This window comes from Pseudomonas neustonica, assembly GCF_003797945.1.
Taxonomy (GTDB): domain Bacteria; phylum Pseudomonadota; class Gammaproteobacteria; order Pseudomonadales; family Pseudomonadaceae; genus Halopseudomonas; species Halopseudomonas neustonica.
The window spans coordinates 1-24,434 of sequence record NZ_RKKU01000023.1; the positions used below are offsets into that span (position 1 = coordinate 1).

At 56.9% G+C, this 24,434-nt stretch carries 16 protein-coding genes, 1 tRNA gene and 1 pseudogene; 12 read left to right on the plus strand and 6 right to left on the minus strand.

The genetic code is table 11. From position 1 onward, the window contains the following. Positions 1 to 57: 57 nt before the first annotated feature. Positions 58 to 432 (minus strand): hypothetical protein, encoded by a 375-nt coding sequence (locus EF096_RS15245; protein ID WP_123890665.1) that lies wholly within the window; start codon positions 430 to 432, stop codon positions 58 to 60. A 502-nt stretch (positions 433 to 934) separates the two neighbouring features. After that, on the minus strand, positions 935 to 4,171 hold the full coding sequence (locus tag EF096_RS15250) for a type I restriction endonuclease subunit R (protein WP_123890666.1): 3,237 nt from the start codon (positions 4,169 to 4,171) through the stop codon (positions 935 to 937). Positions 4,172 to 4,371: 200 nt separating this feature from the next. Here EF096_RS15250 and EF096_RS15255 point away from each other — a divergent pair. Together EF096_RS15255 and EF096_RS15260 are read left to right on the plus strand one after the other, a co-directional pair. After that, a pseudogene (locus EF096_RS15255) lies at positions 4,372 to 4,715 on the plus strand (toxin). Beyond that, positions 4,712 to 5,026 carry a helix-turn-helix domain-containing protein gene (locus EF096_RS15260; RefSeq protein WP_123890668.1) on the plus strand — a complete coding sequence of 105 codons (315 nt, stop codon included), beginning with the start codon at positions 4,712 to 4,714 and terminating at the stop codon, positions 5,024 to 5,026. The pseudogene EF096_RS15255 and the gene EF096_RS15260 overlap by 4 nt, the downstream one beginning before the upstream one ends. A 143-nt stretch (positions 5,027 to 5,169) precedes the next feature. Here EF096_RS15260 and EF096_RS15265 read toward each other — a convergent pair whose 3' ends face one another. From EF096_RS15265 to EF096_RS15280, 4 genes are all read right to left on the minus strand, one after another. Continuing rightward, complete coding sequence (locus tag EF096_RS15265; protein ID WP_123890669.1) at positions 5,170 to 5,754, minus strand: DUF6933 domain-containing protein; 585 nt, start codon at positions 5,752 to 5,754, stop codon at positions 5,170 to 5,172. Next, entirely contained in the window at positions 5,751 to 6,755 is a 1,005-nt protein-coding gene (rhuM, locus tag EF096_RS15270; protein ID WP_123890670.1) for a virulence protein RhuM/Fic/DOC family protein, read from the minus strand. The genes EF096_RS15265 and rhuM overlap by 4 nt, the downstream gene beginning before the upstream one ends. Positions 6,756 to 6,894: 139 nt before the next feature. Further along, positions 6,895 to 8,184, minus strand: coding sequence for a restriction endonuclease subunit S (locus EF096_RS15275; RefSeq protein ID WP_158611295.1), 1,290 nt, complete (start codon positions 8,182 to 8,184; stop codon positions 6,895 to 6,897). A 103-nt stretch (positions 8,185 to 8,287) separates the two neighbouring features. Continuing rightward, a complete protein-coding gene (locus EF096_RS15280) occupies positions 8,288 to 9,892 on the minus strand; it encodes a type I restriction-modification system subunit M (RefSeq protein ID WP_123890672.1) in 1,605 nt (534 codons plus the stop codon). Between the two features lie 690 nt (positions 9,893 to 10,582). Between EF096_RS15280 and EF096_RS15285 the strand changes: the two genes are divergently transcribed. The 10 genes from EF096_RS15285 (at position 10,583) to EF096_RS20320 (ending at position 24,208) form a co-directional block, all read left to right on the plus strand. Then, positions 10,583 to 11,746: a serine hydrolase domain-containing protein gene (locus EF096_RS15285; protein ID WP_235869761.1), complete on the plus strand. Its 1,164-nt coding sequence runs from the start codon at positions 10,583 to 10,585 to the stop codon at positions 11,744 to 11,746. A gap of 259 nt (positions 11,747 to 12,005) precedes the next feature. Next, on the plus strand, positions 12,006 to 13,082 hold the full coding sequence (locus tag EF096_RS15290; RefSeq protein ID WP_123890673.1) for an HlyD family secretion protein: 1,077 nt from the start codon (positions 12,006 to 12,008) through the stop codon (positions 13,080 to 13,082). 10 nt (positions 13,083 to 13,092) lie between these two features. After that, positions 13,093 to 15,810, plus strand: coding sequence for a ribosome-associated ATPase/putative transporter RbbA (gene rbbA / locus EF096_RS15295; protein ID WP_123890674.1), 2,718 nt, complete (start codon positions 13,093 to 13,095; stop codon positions 15,808 to 15,810). Position 15,811: 1 nt separating this feature from the next. Continuing rightward, positions 15,812 to 16,927 carry an ABC transporter permease gene (locus tag EF096_RS15300; protein WP_123890675.1) on the plus strand — a complete coding sequence of 372 codons (1,116 nt, stop codon included), beginning with the start codon at positions 15,812 to 15,814 and terminating at the stop codon, positions 16,925 to 16,927. Positions 16,928 to 17,322: 395 nt separating this feature from the next. Further along, positions 17,323 to 18,690, plus strand: a complete 1,368-nt coding sequence (locus EF096_RS15305; protein WP_123890676.1) for a diguanylate cyclase — start codon at positions 17,323 to 17,325, stop codon at positions 18,688 to 18,690. Between the two features lie 169 nt (positions 18,691 to 18,859). After that, positions 18,860 to 20,296: a thioredoxin family protein gene (locus EF096_RS15310; protein ID WP_123890677.1), complete on the plus strand. Its 1,437-nt coding sequence runs from the start codon at positions 18,860 to 18,862 to the stop codon at positions 20,294 to 20,296. Beyond that, on the plus strand, positions 20,293 to 20,832 hold the full coding sequence (locus EF096_RS20805) for a UGSC family (seleno)protein (RefSeq protein WP_305955063.1): 540 nt from the start codon (positions 20,293 to 20,295) through the stop codon (positions 20,830 to 20,832). The genes EF096_RS15310 and EF096_RS20805 overlap by 4 nt, the downstream gene beginning before the upstream one ends. Before the next feature lie 21 nt (positions 20,833 to 20,853). Continuing rightward, positions 20,854 to 22,242 (plus strand): L-seryl-tRNA(Sec) selenium transferase, encoded by a 1,389-nt coding sequence (selA, locus tag EF096_RS15325; protein ID WP_123890680.1) that lies wholly within the window; start codon positions 20,854 to 20,856, stop codon positions 22,240 to 22,242. Next, positions 22,239 to 24,092, plus strand: a complete 1,854-nt coding sequence (gene selB / locus EF096_RS15330) for a selenocysteine-specific translation elongation factor (RefSeq protein WP_158611296.1) — start codon at positions 22,239 to 22,241, stop codon at positions 24,090 to 24,092. The genes selA and selB overlap by 4 nt, the downstream gene beginning before the upstream one ends. Positions 24,093 to 24,113: 21 nt before the next feature. After that, a tRNA-Sec gene (locus EF096_RS20320) sits at positions 24,114 to 24,208 on the plus strand. Positions 24,209 to 24,434: the final 226 nt, after the last annotated feature.

The window sequence follows — 24,434 nt, forward strand, 5'->3', positions numbered from 1 at the left end:
TGACCGGTGATTCCGGGATATCACCCAAAATCGGTCACGATAAAACGGAATGAGCGGTCACGTTAGCCCGGAACAGGCGGTCACGTTCAAACGGAATGGGCGGTCACGATGGGCCGGAATATGCAAACGCTCCGAACCGTCTTCAACCAGATAGTTTTGCACACTGTGATCGGCAGAAAATTGGCTCTTTGACTGGCTACGCAACATGTCCTTGAAGCGCTTGGAGCCATCCTCGACCAAATAGGTGTTCACGTCGCTAGGTGTAGGCAAGGCAGATAGCGATGCTCTGCTCTCAGCTGTCTTTGTGCGTAATTCAATAAGACGCTGCGCACCATCCTCAGCATGAGCAACACTAAAAGCGGAGCCAATCAGCACGGCGGCTGATACCAGCCCTGCCAAGACATTAGAAGTTGGGTGATTTGAAACTTTCATTTTGTGTACCTCCAGAACCATTTCGACTTGAGGCGGACTTCTTATATGAGCGCCTTCAAGATTCCTGCAGAGCAAGCGCTTTGGCTTTCTGCTTGGTTGGTAATGTAAAGAATCGGCGAAAAACGCGGTACACACATGCTGTCGAGTGAATGCCTAATCCTGTGAGGTTGGATTTTATTTGGTTCTGGTGGTGACGCGATAGCGCCGTTTTACGGGTCTTTAAGGCAAGATAAAACAATGCTCCCCAATCGTTGCCTATTTCTGGTTGCCTATATGTCCCAAGAAAGCGCTCTGGTATCGCCGTGATGCAAGAGAGACTTGGCTATCCGCTGACGGAGAAAAATCAATGGGGGTTGTGCAGGTTTTAACGGTGGAATAGTGATTGGTTATGCCACAGCCGCCTGATGTAAATGGCTGAGGTAATTACGCAATGTGGCAGGTCGTTCCACATCGGTAGGCCTGAGTGACGCGGGTAGTGCCGAATAGTCTCTCTCATCCTTTACTAGTACGAGGGCTGAGATGTACGGTATTTTTTAAAATTCTCCGCTTGCTCAAAGATCTCTTTATACACTTCATCCCTATCCACCGGCGGGTAGCCATGCTTGGCCAGCAGCAGTATCAGGTCTACTTTCAACTCGGCTTTGATGTCCTCGCGTTGACTCCAGTCGGTGTACCGCACCTTGTCGTCCACCACGGTTTTGACTTCGGCGGCGAGGGTTAGCAGCTTGTCTTCTGGGTAGCTGAAGTCGTACTTGGCGGCTAGCTCTTTGAGAATGTCGTAGAAGGCTTTTTCTTCCAGATCAATGCCCAGATCGGCGTAGGAGTCGCGCTCTGATTTCAATGCTTGAATCAGGTCAACGATCTTGTTTGAAAAGTCTTCAAGCACAATGCTATCCAAGACGTCATCTTCCTTGCGCTCGTTGTAATGCTCCACCAGGGCCTTGAACTTCTTGGCAAAGTCGATGCCCTTGGTTTTATTGGTCTTTCTGAAATCCTCGATGGCCTTGGCCAGCAGTTGCTGCAAGACTTTGATCCGAGTGTGGGGTAGTTTGATTTTCTCGATCTTGGCCAGATAGTCATCATCGAAGAGATCCATCTCACCGGCACCGCTTTCACCGAGCCTGAAAATCTCCTCAACGCCGTCAGCCTTCAGCGCTTCAGCCACCATCTCGCGCACGCGCGCGTTCATCTGGGCGATATCCGGAGCACTACCTTTGGTGAGCTTGAACACGATAGAGCGTACAGCCAGGTAAAAGTGAATCTGGTCACGTTCGTTTTGGCTCACACCCTCCGAGCCGCAGCAAATGTCGTAGGCGGCTTTCAGGCGTTTTACCAATGCCATAAAGCGCTTTTCGATCTTATCGGTAAGCTGCGCATATTCGGCTGCCATGTTTAGACAGTTCAACTGCTGCAACGGCGTGCCGGAGTAATAGAGTTTTGCATCAAAGCGGTGAAACAGTTTGTGGAGTAAGTCCAGATGATCCCTGACCACCACGATCGACTGGTTGATCTCTTCGATATTCTGCTGGTCCGCCTTGTTGTAGTGGGCGAGGGCCAGATTCATCTGCTTTTTGATGCCGATGTAGTCGACCACCAGGCCCTTTTCCTTGCCCTCGAACTTGCGGTTGACCCGCGAGATGGTCTGGATCAGGTTATGGCGCTGGATCGGCTTGTCGATATACATGGTGTCGAGAAAAGGCACATCAAAACCGGTCAGCCACATATCCACCACGATGGCGATCTTGAAGTTGGACTTGGCGTTCTTGAACTGGCGATCCAGTTCCTTGCGGTACTCCTGGGTGCCGAGCATGTCGTAGAGCGCTTTGGGATCATCCTTGCCGCGCGTCATGATCATCTTGATCCGCTGCATCGGTTTTATGTCCTTGCGCTCCTGCTCGGTTAGCGCCACCCCGGCTTCAGCCGCCAGCACCTCGTTCCAATGCGGTCTTAGCTCAATCACCTGCTGCCAGAACGCATAGGCAATCTCGCGCTTGCTGCATACGAACATCGCTTTGCCCTTGAGCGTTGAGCCCTCTTCGATGCGCCGCTCATAGTGATGCACAAAGTCGATAGCCAGCGCCTTGATACGATCCGGGTCACCGAGGATCGCGGTCATGTTGGCGCTGGCCTTTTTACTTTCTTCTATCTGATATTCATTGGTGCCGTCTTCCGCGCACTTGGCGTAGTAAGCCTCTATCTCGTTGAGCTTGTCGTTATCCAGCAGCACCTTGGCAGCGCGGCCTTCGTACACGATGCGCACGGTGATCTCGTCTTTCACCGATTCGGTCATGGTGTAGCTGTCCACTACCTCACCAAACACATCCAGCGTTGCGTCGATAGGCGTGCCGGTAAAGCCCACATAGGTGGCGTTAGGCAGCGAGTCGTGCAGGTACTTGGCGAAGCCGAAGGTGCGCTTTATACCTTTGTCGGTTACTCGTACTTTCTGTTCCAGATTGACCTGGCTGCGGTGCGCCTCATCCGATATCACAATCACGTTGCTGCGCTCGGTGAGCAGCTGGGTGTCTTCGGTAAACTTGTGAATGGTGGTCAGAAACACACCGCCGCTGTTACGGCCCTTGAGTAGCTCGCGCAACTGCGCGCGGCTTTCCACGCTGGCAACCGTCTGGTCGCCGATATAGCCCTTGGCATTGGTAAATTGGCCGGCTAGCTGATCATCCAGATCGGTGCGGTCGGTAATCAGCACAATGGTGGGGCTCTCGAACGCCACGCTCTTCATCAACAGGCGGGTGAGAAACAGCATGGTGTAGCTTTTGCCACAGCCGGTGGCACCAAAATAGGTGCCGCCCTTACCATCGCCCAGCGGTTTCCGGTGCTGGAGGATGTTGTCATATAGCTTGTTGGCGGCGTAAAACTGCGGGTAGCGGCAGAGGATTTTATCCTCCTTACGCGACACATCCGGAAAGTAGATAAAGTGGCGAATAACCGCGCGCAGCCGATCCGGATGAAACAAGCCCTCGATCATGGTGTGCAGGGCGTTGATGCCGTCCTGCTCGATGCTCTCGTTGCCGGTGACCTTGCGCCAGGTGTAGTAAAACTCGTAGGGCGCAAACAGCGAGCCCATGCGTGAATTCACGCCATCGCTGATCACGCACAGGGCGTTGTACTTCATCAACTCCGGTATATCGCGTGCGTAACGGATAGTGAGCTGTTCCCAGGCGTTATAAATGGTCGCGTCTTCGCGCACCGCGCTCTTGAACTCGAACACCACCAGCGGGAAACCATTGATGTACAGAATGGCGTCTGGGATGCGCTTCTCTGTGCCTTCAATCACCAGCTGATTGACCAGTCGATAGATGTTGCCGGTGTGGTAAGCGGCGGCGGGTTCAGCCACCAGGGTTTCAACCTCACCTTCGGCCGGCACGCGCTGTTGCGGCAGGCCGCTGTAATCGATCAGCTGTATATAGAGATCTTTCTGGCTTTGTTGGGAGTGCTCGCGCTTGAGCAGAAAGCCATCGGCCAGGCGCTTGTGAATGGTCTTATTGGAGTCGTACAGGTCCAGCGCGGGCAGGCTTTCCAGTTGCTGGATAACCGATTCGATTTCGCCGGGGGTGATGTTGTCGGCGGCATATTGCGCCGCGAGAAACTGGCGCAGATCATCCTTGAGCAGCACCTCGCTGTTGCTACCGCGCTGCAGGCTCTCACCGGTAAAGTGCGGGTAACCCTGCTGCCCCAGCAGCTCGATAATCGCCTGTTCCAGTTTGGCTTCGTTGAAACTCATTGGGTACTCCCTTATCCCGTACTATCAGGTTCTTCCAGCCATCTGGTCCAATAGTGCCAGCATTGTCCTGATTGGCCAAATAAAGCCCTTGCTGCCCTTCAAGCCGCAGTAGCTGCCAAGCGTCTCTTGGGCTTGAGCGGGCCGCCTGACGAGGTTGCTACTGTTTAAAAAGTATAGGCAGTATGCCTATACTTTGTGCCATGAAAGGACCTTTCATAGAAACCTCTATTTTCACCGCGCGGTTGGCAACTACCTGACTGACGACCAGTATCGGCAGTTGCAGATTGAGATGCTGGCGAATCCTGAGTGCGGTGACGTGATGCCTCGCACGGGTGGTTTTCGCAAATTGCGTTGGGCTGATAGTAGAAGAGGGAAAGGGAAGCGTGGCGGTCTGCGCGTGGTGTATTACTGGCTAATGGGTGACGGTCAATTCTGGATGTTTTCGATCTACGACAAAGACGAAATGGAAAAGCTGACTGCCGACCAAGAGAAACAGCTCAAACAAGCGATCATGGTTGAGTTGAATAAGCGAGGTGCCAAATGAGCAAGCGCAATTTGTTCGACGAAATGATGCAGGGCGTCGACGAGATGGCGGCGCAGCGGGAGGGCAAGATCACCCTGCGCCAAGTGAAGGTCGAGAGCCGACCCGCGCCCGAGGTAACGGCTAATGACATCGTCGCCCTGAGGAAGAAAATGAAAATGTCACAAAAGGTCTTCGCCATGCGCGTACGAACCAGTGTCGAAACCCTGCGCAACTGGGAACAGGATAAGGCCAAGCCTAACGCTCAGGCGGCTTTGCTGATTAAATTGGTTGAGCAGTACCCTGATATGGTTGATCGGCTGGCTAAGGTATAGGCGCTACCGCTGTGCGAATCGATCAGCCATCTGACCCTTTTTTCTACATTGGTTTGTAATATCTGAAATACCAACCCTTTGAGTATGACTAATCTGGATAAAATAAACTGGCTGATGAAGAAAAACGCACGGCGGTGATGTTTTCATACTTCAGACGCGGGCAGCTGGTGCGGCTGATTGGCGCTGTCCAACAGGGCGAACATGGCGCGCTGCGGCCAGATACAGTCTTTAACGCCTTTGGCCATGCAGGGTCTTTGCGCCAGCCAGCCGCCAGCGCTATAGGGAGCGAGGTCGGTGATTTGCAGCTGGTCATACCAGAGCAGGTGATCCAGGTCCTGCTTCATGTGGTTCAGGGTGCCTTGCACCGAGCGGTCGCATTGGGTATCGCAATGCAGTGGCGTGAGGGCATTGGCAGCCGCATCCAACTGCGCCTGATTGGCGCCAACCTTGAGCAGGGTATTCATCAGGCCGTCCTGAAAATGATAATCCAGCTCGGCAAAGTCAGGCTTGGTCAGGCAGGTGAGCAGCACTGGAAAGCGCGTGGCGCTGTGCACAAAGAGCACGCAGTTGCGTCGCTGCCAGGTAATCAGGTTGGCATGCCAGCCGCTCAGCAGGCTCTCGCCTGGGTCATTGGCTGCAATCGGGCGGGCTCGGGTGTTTGGCAGCCGATCCACGGCGTTGACCGGGAGTTTGGCGTAGAGCTTTTGCGTGCAATGTAAGTGAATCATCCATTCAGGCCCGGTGCGCTTAGCATGTTCATGATTAACCGAATCAGCGTTTCTTTCTGTTTGGGGTCAGATTCGGCGACCAGCAATGTCAGTGCGGCCAGGCCGGTGTCATTGATGATCGGCTGGTCGTTGGCATTGAGCAGCCTGCCGTTACGGTGCAGAAAATCGACAAACAGAAAAGCGCCACTGCGTTTGTTGCCATCAGAGAAGGGGTGGTTCTTTACCACAAAGTAGAGCAGATGGGCCGCCTTGCTCTCGACGGTAGGGTAGGCCGGCTCGCCAAATATGCTCTGATCCAGATTCCCGAAAATACCGGCTAGGCCAGCCTCGCGCACCTGGGCAAAGAGGGCGGTTGCCTCGCCGCGTGACATCAGTTGCTGTTTGAGTTCAGTCAATGCTGCCATCGCTTCGTCTGGGCTGGGTAGCTTGCCGCCGGACTCGCCTTCGGGCTCTTCCAGCAAGCCTTCATCGTAGCGCTGTAGCCACAGAAACGTTTGGGTGTAGCGCGATACGATATCTACCAGACCGCGCCCGGCGTCGCCGCTCAATTCAGGGCTTTGCGCGGCTTTCTGGATTAGCTTCAGCGCCTGTTCCAGTTCGGCGGCGTTTTTTTCGAAACGGGTTTGATTGAGGGTATAGCCGCGTACCATATGCTCTTTCAACCGTTCGGTCGCCCAAATACGGAACTGCGTGCCCTGAAGCGATTTGACCCGGTAACCGACCGAGATGATCGCATTCAGGTTGTAGTGCTCTACGTGACGTTCAACGTACCGGCCACCTTCTTTTTGAACTGTCGCAAATTTTGCGACAGATGCCGCTGCATTCAGCTCGCCTTCACGAAATACATTATTTAGGTGTTTACCGATTGTTTTAACATCCCGGCCAAACAGTTCAGCGAGCTGCTGGCGGTTGAGCCACACGGTATCGCCTGCCAGGCGCACTTCGATTCGTGCCTGGCCGTCTCCGCTTTGAAAAATTTCGATCTGTTTGTCGTTGGTCATCGGTCGTTCTGCCTCATTGGCGCATGGTGATTGGGTTCGCTGTGGCGAAACCGATCACCCGCCTGAAGCGCATGAATTTGCCTTTGCAGTGGCATATCCTGCTCCCGCTCCAATCTGTCGTCCGTCACCTTGCGCAACATCAAATCACCTCAGCGACCAGCTGTTCAGCTTCGGGGATGCGTAGTTGGCCGGAGAGGAGTTTGGGGAGGAGGGTGTCTCGTACGGAAGCTAGTCTTGCAGTCTCATGGTTGAGTGCCGTCATCTTCTTGAAAGTCGGTGAGCATTGAGCGTCAAACAGTTTCAATACTGTTTCGTCTTGCGGTACGGATACAAAGTAACTATCAAAGCATGCGTTTTGGACACGCTGGCGACCTGAAGAGCCAACCATGCTGGTTACACAGTGCAGCCTGAAGTTGGCGTCCCGAGCTAAGCAGGCGACATACGGGCTTGAGATAGCACCTTTACCTCTCATCACAATGAATTCTGTTGATCCGAAGCCCGGCTCGTTGCCTTCCAGAAAATCCACGAGCCCGGTTTTTCCATTTTCGAGACATGGGGTAATGCGGGCTAGTAAAACGTCGTTATTTAGGAACTTCGCACCACCGGCATAAGCCTTCCACTCGAATTGGTCGATTCCGTACCCGCTTGTCGGCAGCGCTTTCATATCTGCATATTTTGCTACATGTCCCTTTCGCAGGGTCACCTTAGGATTGATCTGGATTGCGCTGGAGAGATCAAGGGGCTCCCACCCCTCCGGCACCCAGCCCATGGTGTCGGTAAACACAAAACAATCCGGAAACTGCTGGCGGATGGCGGCGGGGAGGGTGTGGGTTTGTTCTGATGATGTTTGCTGTGCGGCTTGGGCACGGCGTGCGGCGTGGGCGGCCAGTTCTGGCGGAATCTCGTTACCGGCGGCCAGGGCGTTATCGATCACCGGATCGAAATCCACAAACCAGCTTTTGAACAACGCCTGCGCCATGGCTTCGAGCGTGGTGTTCATCTGGCGGTTGAGTTCGATTTTTTTCTCGAAACTAAACAAAAGGTCCCCAATTTTTTTTTGGGTCAGAAAGCTGGGGTATGGGACAGGCTGTGCGACTAAATCGGAAGCGGTGATGCTAGCAGCTGCAGTTTGTTTCGCGATTTTTTGTATTAGTTCGCGGCCGTAAGAGGATTTAAAAAAATAAAAGTAGAAAAGCGAATATGCTTTCTCTGAATTGAACCTTAATCGAAAGAGGTTTGACTCAAATACTGGGGAGTCAGTCACGTCACCGACCAAAAGGCATTTGCCGACTCCATCTAGGACTAAAGATGTTCTTCCAAATAGCAGATCGCCCGGCTCGCAAGAAAAACGTCGTAATTCACTTTCAGTCACTCTCAGAAGCTCTGTCTCATGCGATAAAAAGAAATCACTTCCAAAAATGCTCGACATTTTTATCCAGCGATGACCGGAACCTTGGAACTCCTTACTTTTATAGAGACCGTTTCTCGGAGGCTCTTTTAGCAGCGTTGAGAGTTCAACCAGCTTGTAACACTCACTCCCCATAACCCAACCCCTCCAGATTCCGCCGAATCACCGCATCCAACTCCGCTGATTCTTTCATCTGCCGATACAGCGTCTGACTCAGCTCAGCCATCTTCTCTTCAAACAACACGCCGTCATCTTCCACCTCAGCAGCTCCCACATAGCGGCCGGGCGTGAGCACGTAATCTTTGGCCTTGATGTCATCCAGGGTGGCGGATTTGCAGAAGCCGGGTATGTCTTCATAGGCGGTATCGCTCCCGCTTTCCCCATCAAACTCGCCACGCCAGGCGTGGTAGGTGCGGGTGATCTCGGCGAGGTCGTCGGTGGTGAGTTCCTTGTGGGTGCGGTCGATCATGCTGCCGTGGTTGCGGGCGTCGATAAACAGGGTTTCGCCACGACGGTCGCGGAAATGCTTTCGGCCATCGGTAAACTGCTGGGCGCCTTTGCTCTTGGTGATAAACCACAGACACACGGGAATTTGCGTGGTGTAAAACAGCTGACCGGGCAGGGCGATCATGCAATCGACGTGATCGTTCTCGATCAGCTTTTGACGAATCAGGCCTTCGCCGCTGGTGTTGGTGCTCATGGAGCCGTTGGCCAGGACAAAACCGGCCACGCCGTTGGCGCTGAGCTTGGCCAGCATGTGCAGAATCCAGGCGTAGTTGGCGTTGCCGGTGGGCGGCACCTCATACCCGGCCCAGCGTGCGTCATCGGTCAGCTCGGTGCTGGCGCGCCATTCCTTCAGGTTGAAGGGTGGGTTGGCCATGATGAAGTCGGCTTTCAGGTCTGGGTGCTGGTCCTTGAAGAAGGTATCGGCGGGTACGTCGCCCAGGTTGCTGGCGATGCCGCGAATGGCGAGGTTCATCTTCGCCAGTTTGTAGGTGGTGGCGGTTTGTTCCTGGCCGTAGATGGAGATGTCTTTCTTGTTGCCCTGGTGGTTTTCGATGAACTTGATCGACTGCACAAACATGCCGCCGGAGCCGCAGCAGGGGTCATAAATCTTGCCCTGATAGGGCTCAATCATTTCGGCAATCAGGTTAACCACGCACTTGGGCGTATAAAACTCGCCGCCGCCCTTGCCCTCGGTGGCGGCAAAGTTGCCGAGAAAGTATTCGTATACCCGGCCGACAATATCCTGCTCGCTGGCCGCGCCGTCTTCGCGCGCGACTACGGTATCGATATTGTTGATCGAGTCGATCAGCGCGGCCAGCTTGGCGGAATCGAGCCCCAGACGGGAGAAGTAGTTATCCGGCAACGCGCCGCGCAGGGACGGGTTGTTCTTCTCTACGGTGTGCAGGGCGGTGTCGATCTTCACCGCGATGTCGTCCTGCTTGGCGTGCTTTTGAATATGCGACCAGCGCGCCTCTTCCGGTAGATAGAACAGGTTGCGCATGGTGTAAAACTCGGCTCGGTCTACATAGTCGCCCATGCTCTGATCGAGCAGCTCTTGCCTGCGTATTTCAAAGGTGTCGCTGACAAATTTGAGAAAGATCAGGCTCAGCACTACGTGTTTGTATTCCGAAGACTCAACGCTACCGCGCAGTTTGTCGGCGGTGTCCCAGAGGGTTTGTTCGAAGGATTTGGTCTTCTTGCTGGAGGCAGCTTTTTTGCTCATGTGTTTCGGCTTTGCGAGAGGGCTAATAGTGCGGGGCAGGCAATCCATTGCTTGGCTGGCCGGGTCCCTGTTGGCACAGAGCATAAAGCAGCCGGTTAGGTGTGCCAAGCAAGGGTGGTATCGCCGGTGCAGGTGGCTTTGGTATTCAGTGCTGCGAACGTCCCCGCTGGTGCGCTTTCTCTCTCGCCGCTCCTTATTAGTGCGGTGTATAAACCATGTGGCGCGCCTTGCACCATTTCCTTGCGCTCACCGACCACCCCTTGCTCTATTTTCACTGGCATAGGTTTTGCTGGCAGTAGTGCGCGTATCAGGGTGAGCTGGGTTTAGGAGGACGCCTGCTTCGGTGGTCGCCGCCGAGTTATCTGCTAGCGCTTAAATGGCGTTTATGGTCCCGACTCTATTCCTTTCTGCTTTGTGCCGGGTGAGTGGGATGACGCTCACCATGGACGGCTCTTCTGCAACGCCTACCTGTATCAGCTACATTATTGAGCAAGGTGCGTTCGCTTCAGGTCAGTGTTAGCGGCTAGCGGGTGATCAATGACCTTTACTCAATAAGAAAAACCATAAGGATTCAAGATGTCTATGAACATGCGAGTAGCAGGCGGTTTGTTTACCATGGCCTTCGGCCTGTTGATCAGCGGCTGTGCTCAGACTGCAAGTACGCCAACTCCGGTGGCGAGCGACTCAGCCATGCACACTAAACCCACCTATATTGGCCGCGCGCAGGACCTGTACGATTTGACGCCGCTCTACCAGCCGGACACTTACCGCAATATGGACCAGCTGTATTTCACCCGCAATGTGGCGCGGGGTGAGCAGGTCTATCCGCTCCCGCAGTTGCCCAACATGGACGTGACCTACGAGGCTGATGGCAGCGAGAAGAACGTCGATGACTTTATGCGCCGTAACCGCGTTGGCGGTGTGCTGATCATCAAGGACGGCAATGTGGTGCTGGAAAAATACGGCCTGGGTAGCGATGCCAATACCCGCTGGACGTCCTTTAGTGTGGTCAAGTCCATCTCCTCGACGCTGGTTGGCGCCGCCGTGGAGCAGGGCTTGATCGACGTGCAGGCACCTATCACCCAGTACGTGCCGGCCCTGGCGGGCGGTGCCTACGATGGCGTGACCGTAGAGCAGGTGCTACACATGAGCTCCGGTGCGGACTGGAATGAAACCTACCGCGACCCGACCTCTGACCGCCGCGAGCTGTTCACCCGGCAGCTATCCAATACGCCGGGCTCACTGGTTGAGCAGATGAGCCAGCTGGAGCGCAAATATGAGCCCGGCACGGTGTTCAAATACAGCACGGGCGAGTCGCACCTGCAAAGTGAGCTGATTCACGCTGCCACCGGCATGACCACCAGTGATTACTTGTCTGATCGCATCTGGGCGCGCATGGGCATGGAGCAAGCGGCCTATTGGCAGCTTGATGCGCAAGCGGGTCAGGAAATCGGTAGCAGTGGTTTTTCCGCCACGCTGAAAGACTATGGTCGATTTGGCCAATTCATCCTTAATGATGGCGTTATCGACGGTGAGCGTATTTTGCCCGAGGGCTGGATGGCTAAAGCCACTGAGGTTGATCCTGCGTCTTATCTGGCGCCGGGCAAGTTGTACGGCGGGGATTACATCCTCGGTTACGGCTACCAGTGGTGGTTATTCCCTACCGGCGAGCAGGCACGTGATCAGCACGATGGCGCGTTTGAAGCGCAGGGTATTTTTGGGCAGTTTGTTTACGTGAATCCCAAGGAAAATGTAGTGGCGGTGATCTGGAGCGCGTGGCCAGAACCTGAGATGGATAAGCAGGAAATGGAGACCTACGACTTTATTGCAGCCGCGATCAAAGTGTTGAAATAACGGGGCCTGCACTGCGAGGCATTCAGCCTCCCAGTCGCTAGCGGTTTGATAGCGCCCGATGCCTTGCGTCGGGCGTTTTCTATTGTGGTCTCATACTCAGGCATGGAGCGGGTTCACTGACATGCCTGCCAGGGAAAATTGGCTGTTTTACGGCCAACGCTGATCTATGTCATCGAACGTTCTGCCTTAGCTGCTACACTCGTACCTCTCATCTAGACCTATCTAGCACGCGGCTTTTCATTAAATTGAAGGAATTGGCATGCAACGGGCTTCTCCCAGAATTATCCGTATTCTTGCCGCTGTGGTCATTGCGTTGCTGCTGCTGGGCTTTTATGCCTGGTTTGAGCTACGACAAACCGGCTATGGCGAGGCATTCGTCAGCGGTAACGGGCGCATCGAGGCGACCGAGATTGATATCGCGACCAAGCTGGGCGGGCGGATTGAAAGTATTACCGTCAAAGAGGGCGACTTTGTTAAGCCCGGCCAGCTGCTGGTGCAGATGGATACCACCACCTTGCAGGCGCAGTTGAATCAAGCACAGGCGCAGCAGCAGCAAGCTGAGAACGCAATCGCCACGGCGGTATCTCAAGTGCGACAGCGTGAAAGTCAGAAAACCGCAGGTGAGGCGCTGGTGACGCAGCGTGAGGCTGAGGTTAATGCGGTCAGCAAGCGCTATGAGCGCGTGCGGGTGTTGGTCGAGCGCAACGCCATGTCGCGTCAGAGTCTGGATGATGCCTTGGCCACCTTGCAGAGTGCCAGGGCGGCGCTGGCTGCAGCGCAGGCGCAGGTGCACGCCGAGGAGGCTGGTATTGCTGCGGCGCAGTCGCAGGTGTTTGGTGCGCAATCGGCAATGGCGGCAGCTGGCGCTGCGAGCAACCGGGTAAGTGCCGAGATTACCGATAGCCAGTTGCTGGCTGATCGGGTGGCGCGTGTGCAGTTCCGCACGGCTGAGCCGGGCGAGGTGCTGGCAGCGGGCGGCCGGGTAGTCAATCTGGTTGACCTGGCGGACGTCTACATGACCTTTTTCCTGCCCGAACGTGAAGCTGGGCGGGTAGCCATGGGCGCTGATGTGCGCCTGATTCTGGATGCAGTGCCGCAGTACGTGATTCCGGCCAAGGTTAGTTATGTGGCCAGCGTGGCGCAATTCACGCCGAAGACGGTAGAAACCGAAAGTGAGCGCGAAAAGATGATGTTTCGGGTCAAGGCGCGGATTGATCCCGCGCTGCTGCGCGAGCATATGGAACAGGTCAAAACCGGCCTGCCCGGTATCGCCTGGCTCAAGCTGGATGCGGACGCGCCGTGGCCTGATGAGTTGGCAGTGAACGTGCCCCAGTGATCGCCTGCCGATGAGTGCCATCGCCGACATCAAGCAGATCACCCTGCGCTACGGCAAGACTTGCGCGCTGGATGACCTGACGCTGTCGCTGCCTAGCGGTCAGATGGTGGGCTTGATCGGGCCGGATGGCGTAGGCAAATCCAGTTTGCTGGCGCTGATCGCGGGTGCACGCAAGCTGCAGGAAGGCCAGCTACAGGTGCTGGATGGCGACATGCGTGACGCGGCGCATCGTCGCCGCGTATGTCCGCGTATTGCCTATATGCCGCAGGGCCTGGGTAAAAACCTGTATGCCACGCTGAGCGTGCGCGAAAACCTGGATTTTTTTGGCCGCTTGTTCAACCAGGGCAGCCAGGAGCGAGAACAACGCATTGCGTTGCTGCTGGCGAGTACCGGGCTGACCGACTTTATTGAGCGTCCGGCGGGCAAGTTGTCTGGCGGCATGAAGCAGAAACTGGGTTTGTGCTGCGCACTGATACACGACCCTGACCTGCTGATTCTGGATGAGCCCACCACCGGGGTAGACCCGCTGTCGCGCAGCCAATTCTGGGACCTGATCGGGCGTATACGTGAGGGGCGGCCGGGCATGAGTGTGCTGATCGCCAGCTCCTACATGGATGAGGCGCAGCGCTTTGATCATCTGGTGGTCATGGATGACGGCAAAGCGCTGGCTTGCGGCAGCCCCGACGAATTGCTGCAGCGCACCGGTACCAGCGATCTGGAACAGGCGTTTGTGGCCTTGCTGCCGGAAGAGAAACGCCAGAATCACGAAAAGCTGGTTATTCCACCGCGTACCGCTGATGGCGAGATTGCGATTGAAGCCCACGACCTGACTCGGCGATTCGGCGACTTCACTGCGGTAGACAAGGTCAACTTTCGTATTGAGCGCGGGGAGATTTTTGGCTTTCTGGGCTCCAACGGCTGTGGCAAATCTACCACCATGAAGATGCTGACCGGGTTGCTACCGTCCAGCTCCGGCGAGGCTTCGCTTTTTGGCAAGCCGGTGGACCCCAAGGACATCAATACCCGCAAGCGGGTGGGTTACATGTCGCAAGCCTTCTCGCTCTACAGCGAGCTGACGGTGCGGCAGAACCTCAACCTGCATGCGCGGCTGTTTCAGTTGGCGGCCGGCTACCGCGATGAGCGCGTTGCTGAACTGATCGAGACGTTCAATCTTGCAGAGGTGGCAGATAGTCTGCCCATGAGTGTGCCCCTGGGGGTCAGGCAGCGCCTGTCGCTGGCGGTCGCGGTGATCCATAAACCGGAAATTCTGATTCTGGATGAACCCACGTCTGGCGTAGACCCCATCGCCCGCGATGCGTTCTGGGCGCTGCTCGTTAAGCTATCGCGGGACGACGGCGTGACCATTTTCATCTCGACCCACTTCATGAACGAGGCTGAGCGTTGCGACCGGATGTCGTTGATGCACGCAGGCAAGGTGCTGGCCAGCGATACGCCCGAAGCGCTGCGGCTGGAGCGTGGCAAGGATACGCTTGAAGAAGCCTTTATCGATTGGCTGCGCGAAGCCAGTGACCCGCAGGCAACTCCGGATGCTGAGGCCGCCTCGCCAACACCGCAGGTGGTCAGTTCAACGGCAAGGTTGCCGCGTTTCAGCCTGCGCAGGCTGATGAGCTATGCCCGGCGCGAGACGATTGAACTGCGTCGTGATCCGATCCGCGGCCTGCTGGCGTTGTTGGGGTCGGTTTTTCTGATGTTCATCATGGGCTATGGCATCAATCTGGATGTGGAAGATCTCACCTTCGCGGTGCTCGACAACGACCGCACCACCTACAGCGAGCGCTACATACAAAACCTCTCTGGCTCGCGCTACTTTGTTGAGCGACCGCCGCTGGTCAGTCATGCCGATCTGGAGCAGCGCATGCGCGAGGGCAGCATCAGTCTGGCGTTGGAGATTCCACCCAATTTTGGCCGCGACTTGCTGCGCGGCGACACGCCACAGGTGGCTTATTGGGTTGATGGTGCCATGCCCATGCGCGCCGATACCCTGCGTGGCTATGCGCAAGGTATTCACCTCAACTACCTGCGCAGCTTGGCAGCAGAGCAGCCGTATACGGTCAGTATGGAATTCAGCAAGGTGGCCACGCGTTACCGCTATAACCCGGATGTGAAAAGCCTGCCGGCGATGGTGCCGGCGGTTATCCCCATCCTGCTGATGCTGATTCCGGCAATGCTGACGGCGCTGGCGGTAGTGCGCGAAAAGGAGCTGGGCTCGATCATCAACTTCTACGTCACGCCGGTGACGCGTCTCGAATTTCTGCTGGGCAAGCAGTTGCCCTACATCCTGTTGGGCTTTATCAATTTTCTCACCTTGCTGCTCTTGGCGGTGCTGGTGTTCAAGGTACCGGTGAAGGGGAGTTTGCCTACGTTGCTGTTGGCGGGGCTGGTCTATATCACTTGCGCGACGGGCGTTGGCTTGTTCATGTCTTCACTGCTGAAAAGCCAGATTGCAGCGATTTTCGGTACGGCCATCGTCACTATCGTACCGGCGGTACAGTTCTCAGGGCTGTTGCACCCGGTATCCAGCATGGAGGGCTTTGGCGCCATTATCGGTGAGCTATATCCCACCACCCATTTCCTCATCATCAGCCGGGGTGTGTTCTCCAAGGCGCTGGGGTTGAGCGAGCTTTATCCGTTCTTTATTCCAATGTTGCTGGCCATACCCGCCCTGACGCTATTCAGCGTGCTGGGTCTCAACAAGCAGGAAAAATAACATGCGCTCCCTCGGCAATATTATCCAGCTAGGCATCAAGGAACTGCGCAGCCTGTGGCGCGATCCGGCGCTGGTGTTGCTGATCATTTATGCGTTCAGCGCCAATATCTACTCCAGCGCCATGGCCATTCCGGAAAGCCCGCATCGAGCCAGTATTGCGGTCGTCGACGAGGATCGCTCACAGCTCTCCGGGCGGCTGCTGGATGCCTTTCAGCTACCGTATTTTGTGCCGCCGGTGCGTATCGATCAGGCCGCCATGGACGCCGGTATGGATAGCGGTAAATACACCTTTACGCTGGATATTCCACCGAATTTTCAGCGTGACGTACTGGGGGGTAAACAGCCGACCATTCAGCTTAATGTCGATGCCACGCAGATATCCCAGGCGTTCAGCGGCGCCGGCTATATTCAGCAGATCATCCAAGACGAGACGACGACCTTCGTCAGCCGTTACCGGACAGATACCGTGTTGCCGGTCGATGCCGTTGTGCGTATGGCCTTCAACCCGAACCTGGAGCGGAGCTGGTTTGGTTCGCTGACCGCGGTAATCGATCAGATCACCATGCTGTCGATTATCCTGACCGGCGCGGCGCTGATACGCGAGCGTGAACACGGCACCATAGAGCACCTGCTGGTGATGCCGGTTACGCCGCTGGAAATCATGCTCGCCAAGGTCTGGTCGATGGGGCTGGTGGTGCTGGTCGCGTCAGCGCTGGCCCTGCGCTTTGTTGTCGAGGGGCTGTTGGCGGTGCCGGTGCAGGGCTCTATTGCGCTCTTTCTGCTGGGCGCTGCGCTGCATCTGTTTGCCACTACCTCGATTGGCATCTTCTTTGGCACTGTGGCGCGCTCCATGCCGCAACTGGGCCTGCTGATCATTCTGGCGTTGATTCCGCTGCAGATACTTTCCGGCGAAGTCACACCGCGCGAGAGCATGCCGATGCTGATTCAAGTGATCATGCTGGCCGCACCCACCACGCATTTTGTCGAGTTGGCCCAGAGCATTTTGCTGCGTGGTGCCAACCTGGCTATTGTCTGGCCGCAGCTGTTGGGGTTGCTGGCGATTGGTAGCGTCTTTTTCCTCAGCGCTTTGGCGCGGTTACGACAATCGCTCCAGTAGTTTTTTATCCTGACGGCCATGTGGCTGACCGCCGTACTACCGATCAACCCTGGGCAGCAACCCGATCTGCGGCGCATGCTGCTGCACCGCAGCGCCGTAACCATGGCTGATGATCTAATTGCGCCCACTCTCCCTCGAAGCGAGTTAATAATCCGGATACGGGTATTTAGCACGGCTGGGCATGTTATGGGTGTTGGCTCTGACGGTAACGAGCCTGGGTCACGCTCGTTGAGATTCAAGTCTTCGCAGCAATTCATCAGCTCACGCTACTCTGTAGGCGCTTTGCTTGAACTATTCCACGGTTGGGCATTTGTGTTTCAGGCCGCGTGTGACAGATGACAGGATCGTCACTCGCATGAAACAATCTCGCGCCTTAATCGTTGAAGGAATTGGTTATGCCCCGTTTGTCTACTGAGCAGCTTTCTATGGAATGGGGGGCGTTGAACCAGCGCTTCAGCGCACACAGCCGAGTATTTATACTCGACTTTTGCCAGCGCCATGCGCAGCCGCTGGCTGAGCATTTTTATCAACAGATGCTGCAAGACCCTGGCGCTTCCCCTTTTCTGTCCCATGACCAGGTTAGTAGTCGCCTGCATTCATCCATGCAACGCTGGGTCGCTGGGCTATTTGCTCCGCAAACCCATGAGGATCTGTTGCGGATCATCGCCGAGCAACAAAAGATCGGCGAGGTACATGCCCGTATCGATATTCCGGTACACCTGGTTCTGCGCGGCGCACGGGCAATGAAGGTTGAGTTTATCCGACTGCTCTTGGCCGATGGCCGCCTCTGCGGCGATGAATACCTTGAAGTGGCCCGCCTGATGTCGGACACCATCGATCTGGCGATGGAGGTTATGAGCCAGGCTTATGCCAGCTCTCACGACCGCAACTCCCGCACCGAAGAAGCCTATCGACTGTTTTCTGTCACCCAGAATATTGCCAGTGAGAAAGAGCGCCAACGCGGCGCACTGCTGGATTGGGAAAACCAATTGATGTTTGGTTTGGCGACTGGTTTGAGTATTGCGCAGTTGCCGCGGATACGAACTTGCGAGTTTGGTGTGTGGTTTCGTCACAAGGGCGCTCATGCGTTTGAAGGGACGCCGGAGGCCAGCCAGATTATCCACGGCATGGTGCAGATCGATGACGTACTGCTGCCGTTATTCGCTGAGGAGTGGCGAGACCGAGTGCCGCAGCTGCGTGAAATGCGCGATCTGGTTAGTACTATCCGGTTCAACCTTGATCATCTGTTTGAGCAGAATAGCGAGCTTGAGGCCGGACGCGATGTACTTACCCGGCTACTCAACCGCAAGTTTTTGCCGGTGGTGCTGAGCAAACAGATTACTTATGCGCGCAACCATGGAGCTGAGTTCGCCGTGCTGGTGCTGGATATTGACCACTTTAAGCGCATTAACGATGGCTACGGGCACGAGGCTGGAGATCGCGTATTGCAGCAGTTGGCCGCTTTACTGGTTAACAATAGCCGGGCAGGGGACTACCTGTTCCGGCTTGGCGGCGAAGAGTTTCTGATGTTGCTGGTGGATACCGGACTGAATGGCGCCAGGCGTGCCGCGGAAAAGTTGCGTGCCAGCGTTGAGCGTGAGGTGTTTCGTTTGCCACAAGAGCAGACGCTCAGCGTGACGATGAGCATCGGCCTGGCCTGTTTTGATGGCCATCCCGATTACCAGCAGATGATGCGCCGTGCAGACGAAGCACTGTATAAAGCCAAAGAGGGCGGGCGGAATCAGGTGGTTCAGGCTATCTAGGTAGTTGCGCTCAGAGCGCACCAGTCCTGATTTGATCAGGCGGCACGTTGCGGCTGCGCTGATACCTGATCAATCAGCACGTCCATGACTCTTGGCTCTGGTTGGCATCCCTAACGGGCAGGCTTATGCTGTTTCATCTACGAGACATAAGACCTACAAAGGGCTTCTAATGACAACAGCACTGCCCGATGGCCTGATTGTAGTGGCCAAGGCCGATTGCCCTACCTGCCGCTTGGTCGAACCACTGCTCGCCGAAATGGCGCAAGGCGGCCCGCTGACTGTTTACGTGCAGGACTCAGTCGATTACGCCGCAGATTTGTCCGGCTCGCTTTACGACAAGACGCTGGAACACTCCTATCGCCTGGGCATCGAGTTCGTGCCCACACTGATCCGTGTTGAAAACGGACAGGAGGTCGAGCGTACCTATGGCTGGCACAAGGAAGACTGGCGACAGCTGAGCGGCGTGGCTGAGCTGGGTGAGGCGCTGCCGGTGATGCGCCCTGGCTGCGGTTCCAAAACGCTTGAGCCGGGCATTGCCGAGGAACTGGAACTGGCCTTTGGCGACATCCAGCTACAGTCCCGTGAGATCGACATTGCGGGCGCTGATGACCCGATGGAGGCTTGCTACGAGCGGGGCTGGAGCGACGGTTTGCCGGTGGTGCCACCAACGCCGGTGCGGGTGTTGCGGATGCTCAAGGGTACCGAGCGCAAGCCCGATGAAGTCGTGGGTTTGATGCCGCCTGATCTGGTGCCTTGCACCGTGGAGAAAGTCGCGGTAAACGCCGTGCTCGCGGGCTGCAAGCCCGAGTACATGCCGGTACTGTTGGCCGCGCTGGAAGCCTCACTGACCGATGAATTTGGCTTGCACGGGCTGATCTGCACCACCATGTTTGGTAGCCCGATGATCATTGTGAATGGCCCGGCGGCCAAGGCCATCGGCATGAACTCGGGGGTGAACGCACTGGGGCAGGGTAATCGCGCCAATGCCACTATCGGCCGCGCGCTGCAGTTGATTATTCGCAACGTAGGCGGCGGCCGGCCCGGTGAGATCGACCGCTCCACGCTGGGTAACCCCGGCAAGTACAGTTTCTGTTTTGCTGAAGCAGAAGACAGTGACTGGTTGCCGCTGGCGCAGGAGCGCGGCGTCGAAGCAGGCCGTTCGGCGGTGACGATCTTCCCTGGTGAAGGCGTGCAGGGCATCGTTGACCAGAAATCCCGTGATCCTGAGTCCTTGGCGCGCTCCTTTGCGCTGTCGCTGCGCACCGTTGACCACGCCAAGCTGGCGATGGCCGGTGATGCGGTGTTGGTGGTATCGCCTGAGCATGCGCGGGTCTTTATCGACGCTGGTTGGTCCAAGCAGCGTTTGCGCGAAGAGCTGGAGCAGCTGCTGATGGCGCCCGGCGCGCAGCTTGTTGCTGGCTCCGACGGCATTGCCGAAGGTATTCCGGCGCGTTTTCAGGATCAACAGGTTCCCAAGTTTCGCCCCGGCGGTCTTTTGATCGTCCGGGCAGGCGGTACAGCAGGTCTGTTTTCCGCCATTATTGCTGGCTGGGCCGCGTCTGGCCCGGTTGGATCTTCTCCGGTAACACGTGAGGTAAATACATGAACGACAGCATATTGCTCGATCCGACGGCCGAGCAGGCCCCGGCTCAGCGCTCGCGGCTGGCACGACCTGCCAGCCTTGAGGGCAAGGTAGTTGGCCTGCTGGATATTTCCAAGCCGCGTGGCAACGTCTTCCTTGATCGTATCGAGGAGCAACTGGCGGCGATGGGGATTGAGGTCAAACGCTACAACAAGCCGACCTTTACCCGTGTGGCGCCTACCGAACTCAAACAACAGATGGCCGCCGAGGTTGATCTGCTGGTAGAAGGGCTGGCTGACTGAGGGTCTTGTACGTCGTGCTGTATGCATGACATAGCAGACCTGGAGTCACGCCAGATCCCAGGAGTAGGGGTTGCTTCCAGTGAATTTGTACAAGCGGCTGCCTTGCAGTCCAAGGCGCTTGGTTTTGATCCGGCGATGGTTTTTGTGCCACACCCGATCCAGGACCGTACCGATGATGAAATGCGCGCGCTGGCCGACGGCGCTCTGGCGGATATTCTGCGCCTGCTGCGTGCCGATGCAGAGGATGCCAGCGACTGAGCCGAACGGGAGGGCAGCCGCATGACCGAGGTTGCCCAACCGATGCACCGCCCGCCGGCGGTAGACAAGGCGCTGAAGTGGCCCGACATGCAGGCGCTGGTGGCTATCCATGGCCGCGCGCTGGTGCTGGAATGCCTGCGGGTGGCACTGGAATCATGGCGCCAAGGCCACATCAGTGATGAGGCTGATGTGTTGCACGCGGTGCAGCGGCAGATCGAGCAGCTATTGGCGCCGTCCATGCGGGCGGTGTTCAACCTGACCGGCACGGTACTGCACACCAATCTGGGCCGCGCGCCCTTGCCGCCAGAAGCCATTGAGGCAATGACGGCGGTAGCGGTGGGTGCCAGTAATCTTGAATTCGATCTTGAGACCGGCCAGCGCGGCGACCGTGACGATCATGTCGAACAGTGGATTTGCCGGCTGACTGGCGCTGAAGCGGCGACCGTGGTCAACAATAACGCCGCCGCCGTACTGCTGGTGCTCAACGCCTTGGCCAACCGTCGTGAAGTAGTGGTGTCGCGCGGTGAGTTGATCGAGATTGGCGGTTCTTTCCGCCTGCCAGACATTATGGCGCGCGCTGGCTGCAAGCTGCACGAAGTTGGCGCGACCAATCGCACGCACGCCAAGGATTATGTCGAGGCCATTGGCCCGCGTACTGCCTTGCTGCTCAAGGCGCATACCAGTAATTACCGGATTGAAGGCTTCAGCACGGCGCTGAGCGAGGCGCAGCTGGCCGAGATTGCGCGTGCGCATCAGGTGCCGCTGATGGTGGATCTGGGCGCTGGCTCACTGATCGACCTGCAGGCATTGGGATTACCTGCGGAGCCGGTGGTATCGCGGGTGCTGCAGCAAGGGGTTGATGTAGTCACCTTTAGCGGCGATAAGCTGCTAGGAGGGCCGCAAGCCGGCATTATCGCCGGGCGCGCAGACCTGATCGCGCGCATTCGCAAGAGTCCGCTCAAGCGGGCACTGCGTTGCGACAAGATGACCCTTGCCGCGCTGGAAGCGGTATTGCGTTTGTATGCTGACCCGCAAACGCTGGTGCAGCGCATTCCGGCGCTACGTTTGTTGACGCGCAGTCAGGCTGATATTCAGAGCACCGCAGAGCAGCTGTTGCCCAGGTTACAGGCCTGGGTGGGTGAGGCGCTTGAGGTCGACGTCTGTGCGGTCAGCAGCCAGATTGGCTCGGGCTCGTTGCCACTGGAGGTGCTGCCCAGCGCCGCCTTGCGCCTGCGCAGTCGCAGCGCTAATAAACGTACCCGCAGCCGCGATCTACGCACCCTGGCCGAGCGCTTGCGCCAACTACCGCAGCCAGTGATCGGGCGCATCGCCGATGACAGCATGCTGCTTGATTGCCGTTGTCTGGAACACCCGGAAACCCTTCTGGCGCAGTGGGTCACCGAGGCGTGATCATTGCCACTGCCGGGCACGTGGATCACGGTAAGACCACGCTGATCAAAGCGTTGACCGGCGTCGATACCGACCGTTTGGCCGAAGAAAAGCGCCGTGGGCTGACCATCGAGTTAGGCTTTGCCTGGTTGCCGACCGAGTCCGGCCTGCCGTTGGGATTTGTCGATGTGCCAGGCCATGAAGGGTTCATCAGCACCATGCTGGCGGGTGTGGCTGGCGTCGATATGGCGCTGCTGGTAGTGGCCGCTGACGACGGCGTTATGCCCCAGACCCTTGAGCACCTGAGGATTCTGCGCCTGCTTGGCGTTAGCGAACTTGAGGTGGTGCTGAGCCGCTGTGATTTGGTGGATGGCGCGCAGCAGCAACGGGTTGTCGCGCAGATTGCTGAGTTGCTGCACGAGGAGGCTTGGCCGCTTGCCCCGGTATGGCGGGTTTCCAGTCTGAGCGGGCAGGGCATCGCCGAGCTCAAAGCGCATCTGTTGGCGCGCGCCGCCGAGCAGGTTGCGCAGAAGGTAGGTGGCCATGCACGGCTGATGGTGGATCGCCGCTTCAGTATTACTGGCGCTGGGTGCGTGGTAACCGGCACCCTGGTCAGCGGCGAGCTTAAGCCAGGGCAGCGCTTGCTGTGCGGCGACGTCGAGTTGCGCGTGCGCGGTCTGCAGATGGCCAGTAAAGAGGTGACGGCGGTTCAGGCTGGTCAGCGCTGCGCCGTCAACCTGACAGGCGCGATCACTGAGGACGTGCCACGTCGTGGCGATTGGCTCAGCAGCGCCCTATTGCCAGCAAGCGAGCGGCTGGATGTCGCCTTGCATCGGCTACCTGATAGCCGCTGGCACCGGGGCGTATTGCAGTTGCACCTGGGCACCGGGGTTTATCCGTTACGGGTGGTGATGCTGGATGACAGTGCCGAGCCGGTCATTGCTCAACTGATGCTGGAGCAACCAGTGCAAGCGGTCTGGGGTGAGCGTTTTATCATCCGCGACCCGGCAGCCAATACTACCTTGGGCGGTGGTCAACTACTCGATCCGCAAGGTTTGCGGCGTGGCCGCAGCAAGCCACAACGCATCGACTTGCTGCGCGCCTGGCACGCGGCGAGGGATGCAGAACAGACATTCGCTGCTGCGCTGGCGCGGGGTGAGGTGGAACTAGTGAGCTTTGCCCAGCGCTTTAATCTGAACGATACCGAGCTTGAGGCACTGCTGGAGCGCAGCGAAGCGTTGCAGCTGGCCGGCTATGCACTGAGCGCAGAGCGCAGCGAACATGCCTGGCAGCATTTACACCTGCGTTTGAGCGACTGGCACAGCGGGCATCCGGAACAATTGGGGCCAGGGGAGGGCGAGCTGGCGCTGGTTTCTACTCTGCAGTTGCCCCTGTCACTGGGGCGCACATTGTTACGTCGCTGGCTGGATGAGGGCAGGCTGCAGCGCCAAGCCTGGGCCTGGTATCTCGCGGGCCACAAACCGCAACTGCAAGCGGGCGACCAGGTGTTGTTGGCGCAGGTCAGTGAGCAGTTGCAGCCCGCTGGGCTGAGGCCACCGATTATTGGTGAGCTGGCCACCCAACTAGCTATGCCGCTGGATCAGCTCAAGCCGTTTTTGCAACGTATGCAGCGCGCGGGTGAGCTGATAGCAGTGGCGCCAAATCGTTACTATTTGCCAGACCAGGTTGCGGGTCTGGTGGCCGTTGCAAAGGAGTTGGCGGCGGGCTCCGCCTCTGGTAGCTTCAACGCCGCGCAATACCGGGACGCCTCGGGTATCGGCCGTAACCTGACGATTCAGGTACTGGAATATCTGGACCGCGCGGGGGTTACCCGTTTCGTACGTGAACAACGTTTTCTTGCCGCAGGCTGATTCTCAGGCCTGTATCGCATAGGAAGGACATCGTCCCCGGTGGGGCGCCCGGATTTCAACTCCGGTGAGATGCGCAACGCGTGTCTGGTGGGTTCGACTCCCATGTCCTTCCGCCATTTCATTCTTTGTCTCTCAATGGGCCATTTTCTGTTTTTGTTTGGCGCGGAAATGTGCGTCATTTGTTTCATGAATATCTAATGATGGCGTACTTTTTTACGGCTTAGCCTTGCCTGTTTTTGTCTCGTTAGGCGTCGTTCAACGACATTGGCCAGCGCCGATATTGGCTCCATAAATATGCCGTTGTACCCGCTAAAGAAGCGCCTGATTTCGTGCCTTGAGTGC

What these genes read in the sequence shown, in the direction of transcription:
- EF096_RS15285 (WP_235869761.1), top strand. Translation starts at nt 10,583, where the DNA reads ATGCACACTAAACCCACCTATATTGGCCGCGCGCAGGACCTGTACGAT.
- EF096_RS15280 (WP_123890672.1), bottom strand. Translation starts at nt 9,892, where the DNA reads ATGAGCAAAAAAGCTGCCTCCAGCAAGAAGACCAAATCCTTCGAACAA.
- EF096_RS15260 (WP_123890668.1), top strand. Translation starts at nt 4,712, where the DNA reads ATGAGCAAGCGCAATTTGTTCGACGAAATGATGCAGGGCGTCGACGAG.
- EF096_RS15310 (WP_123890677.1), top strand. Translation starts at nt 18,860, where the DNA reads ATGACAACAGCACTGCCCGATGGCCTGATTGTAGTGGCCAAGGCCGAT.
- EF096_RS15245 (WP_123890665.1), bottom strand. Translation starts at nt 432, where the DNA reads ATGAAAGTTTCAAATCACCCAACTTCTAATGTCTTGGCAGGGCTGGTA.
- selA (WP_123890680.1), top strand. Translation starts at nt 20,854, where the DNA reads ATGACCGAGGTTGCCCAACCGATGCACCGCCCGCCGGCGGTAGACAAG.
- EF096_RS15305 (WP_123890676.1), top strand. Translation starts at nt 17,323, where the DNA reads ATGCCCCGTTTGTCTACTGAGCAGCTTTCTATGGAATGGGGGGCGTTG.
- EF096_RS15290 (WP_123890673.1), top strand. Translation starts at nt 12,006, where the DNA reads ATGCAACGGGCTTCTCCCAGAATTATCCGTATTCTTGCCGCTGTGGTC.
- rbbA (WP_123890674.1), top strand. Translation starts at nt 13,093, where the DNA reads ATGAGTGCCATCGCCGACATCAAGCAGATCACCCTGCGCTACGGCAAG.
- EF096_RS15250 (WP_123890666.1), bottom strand. Translation starts at nt 4,171, where the DNA reads ATGAGTTTCAACGAAGCCAAACTGGAACAGGCGATTATCGAGCTGCTG.
- EF096_RS15300 (WP_123890675.1), top strand. Translation starts at nt 15,812, where the DNA reads ATGCGCTCCCTCGGCAATATTATCCAGCTAGGCATCAAGGAACTGCGC.
- EF096_RS15275 (WP_158611295.1), bottom strand. Translation starts at nt 8,184, where the DNA reads ATGTCGAGCATTTTTGGAAGTGATTTCTTTTTATCGCATGAGACAGAG.
- rhuM (WP_123890670.1), bottom strand. Translation starts at nt 6,755, where the DNA reads ATGACCAACGACAAACAGATCGAAATTTTTCAAAGCGGAGACGGCCAG.
- EF096_RS15265 (WP_123890669.1), bottom strand. Translation starts at nt 5,754, where the DNA reads ATGATTCACTTACATTGCACGCAAAAGCTCTACGCCAAACTCCCGGTC.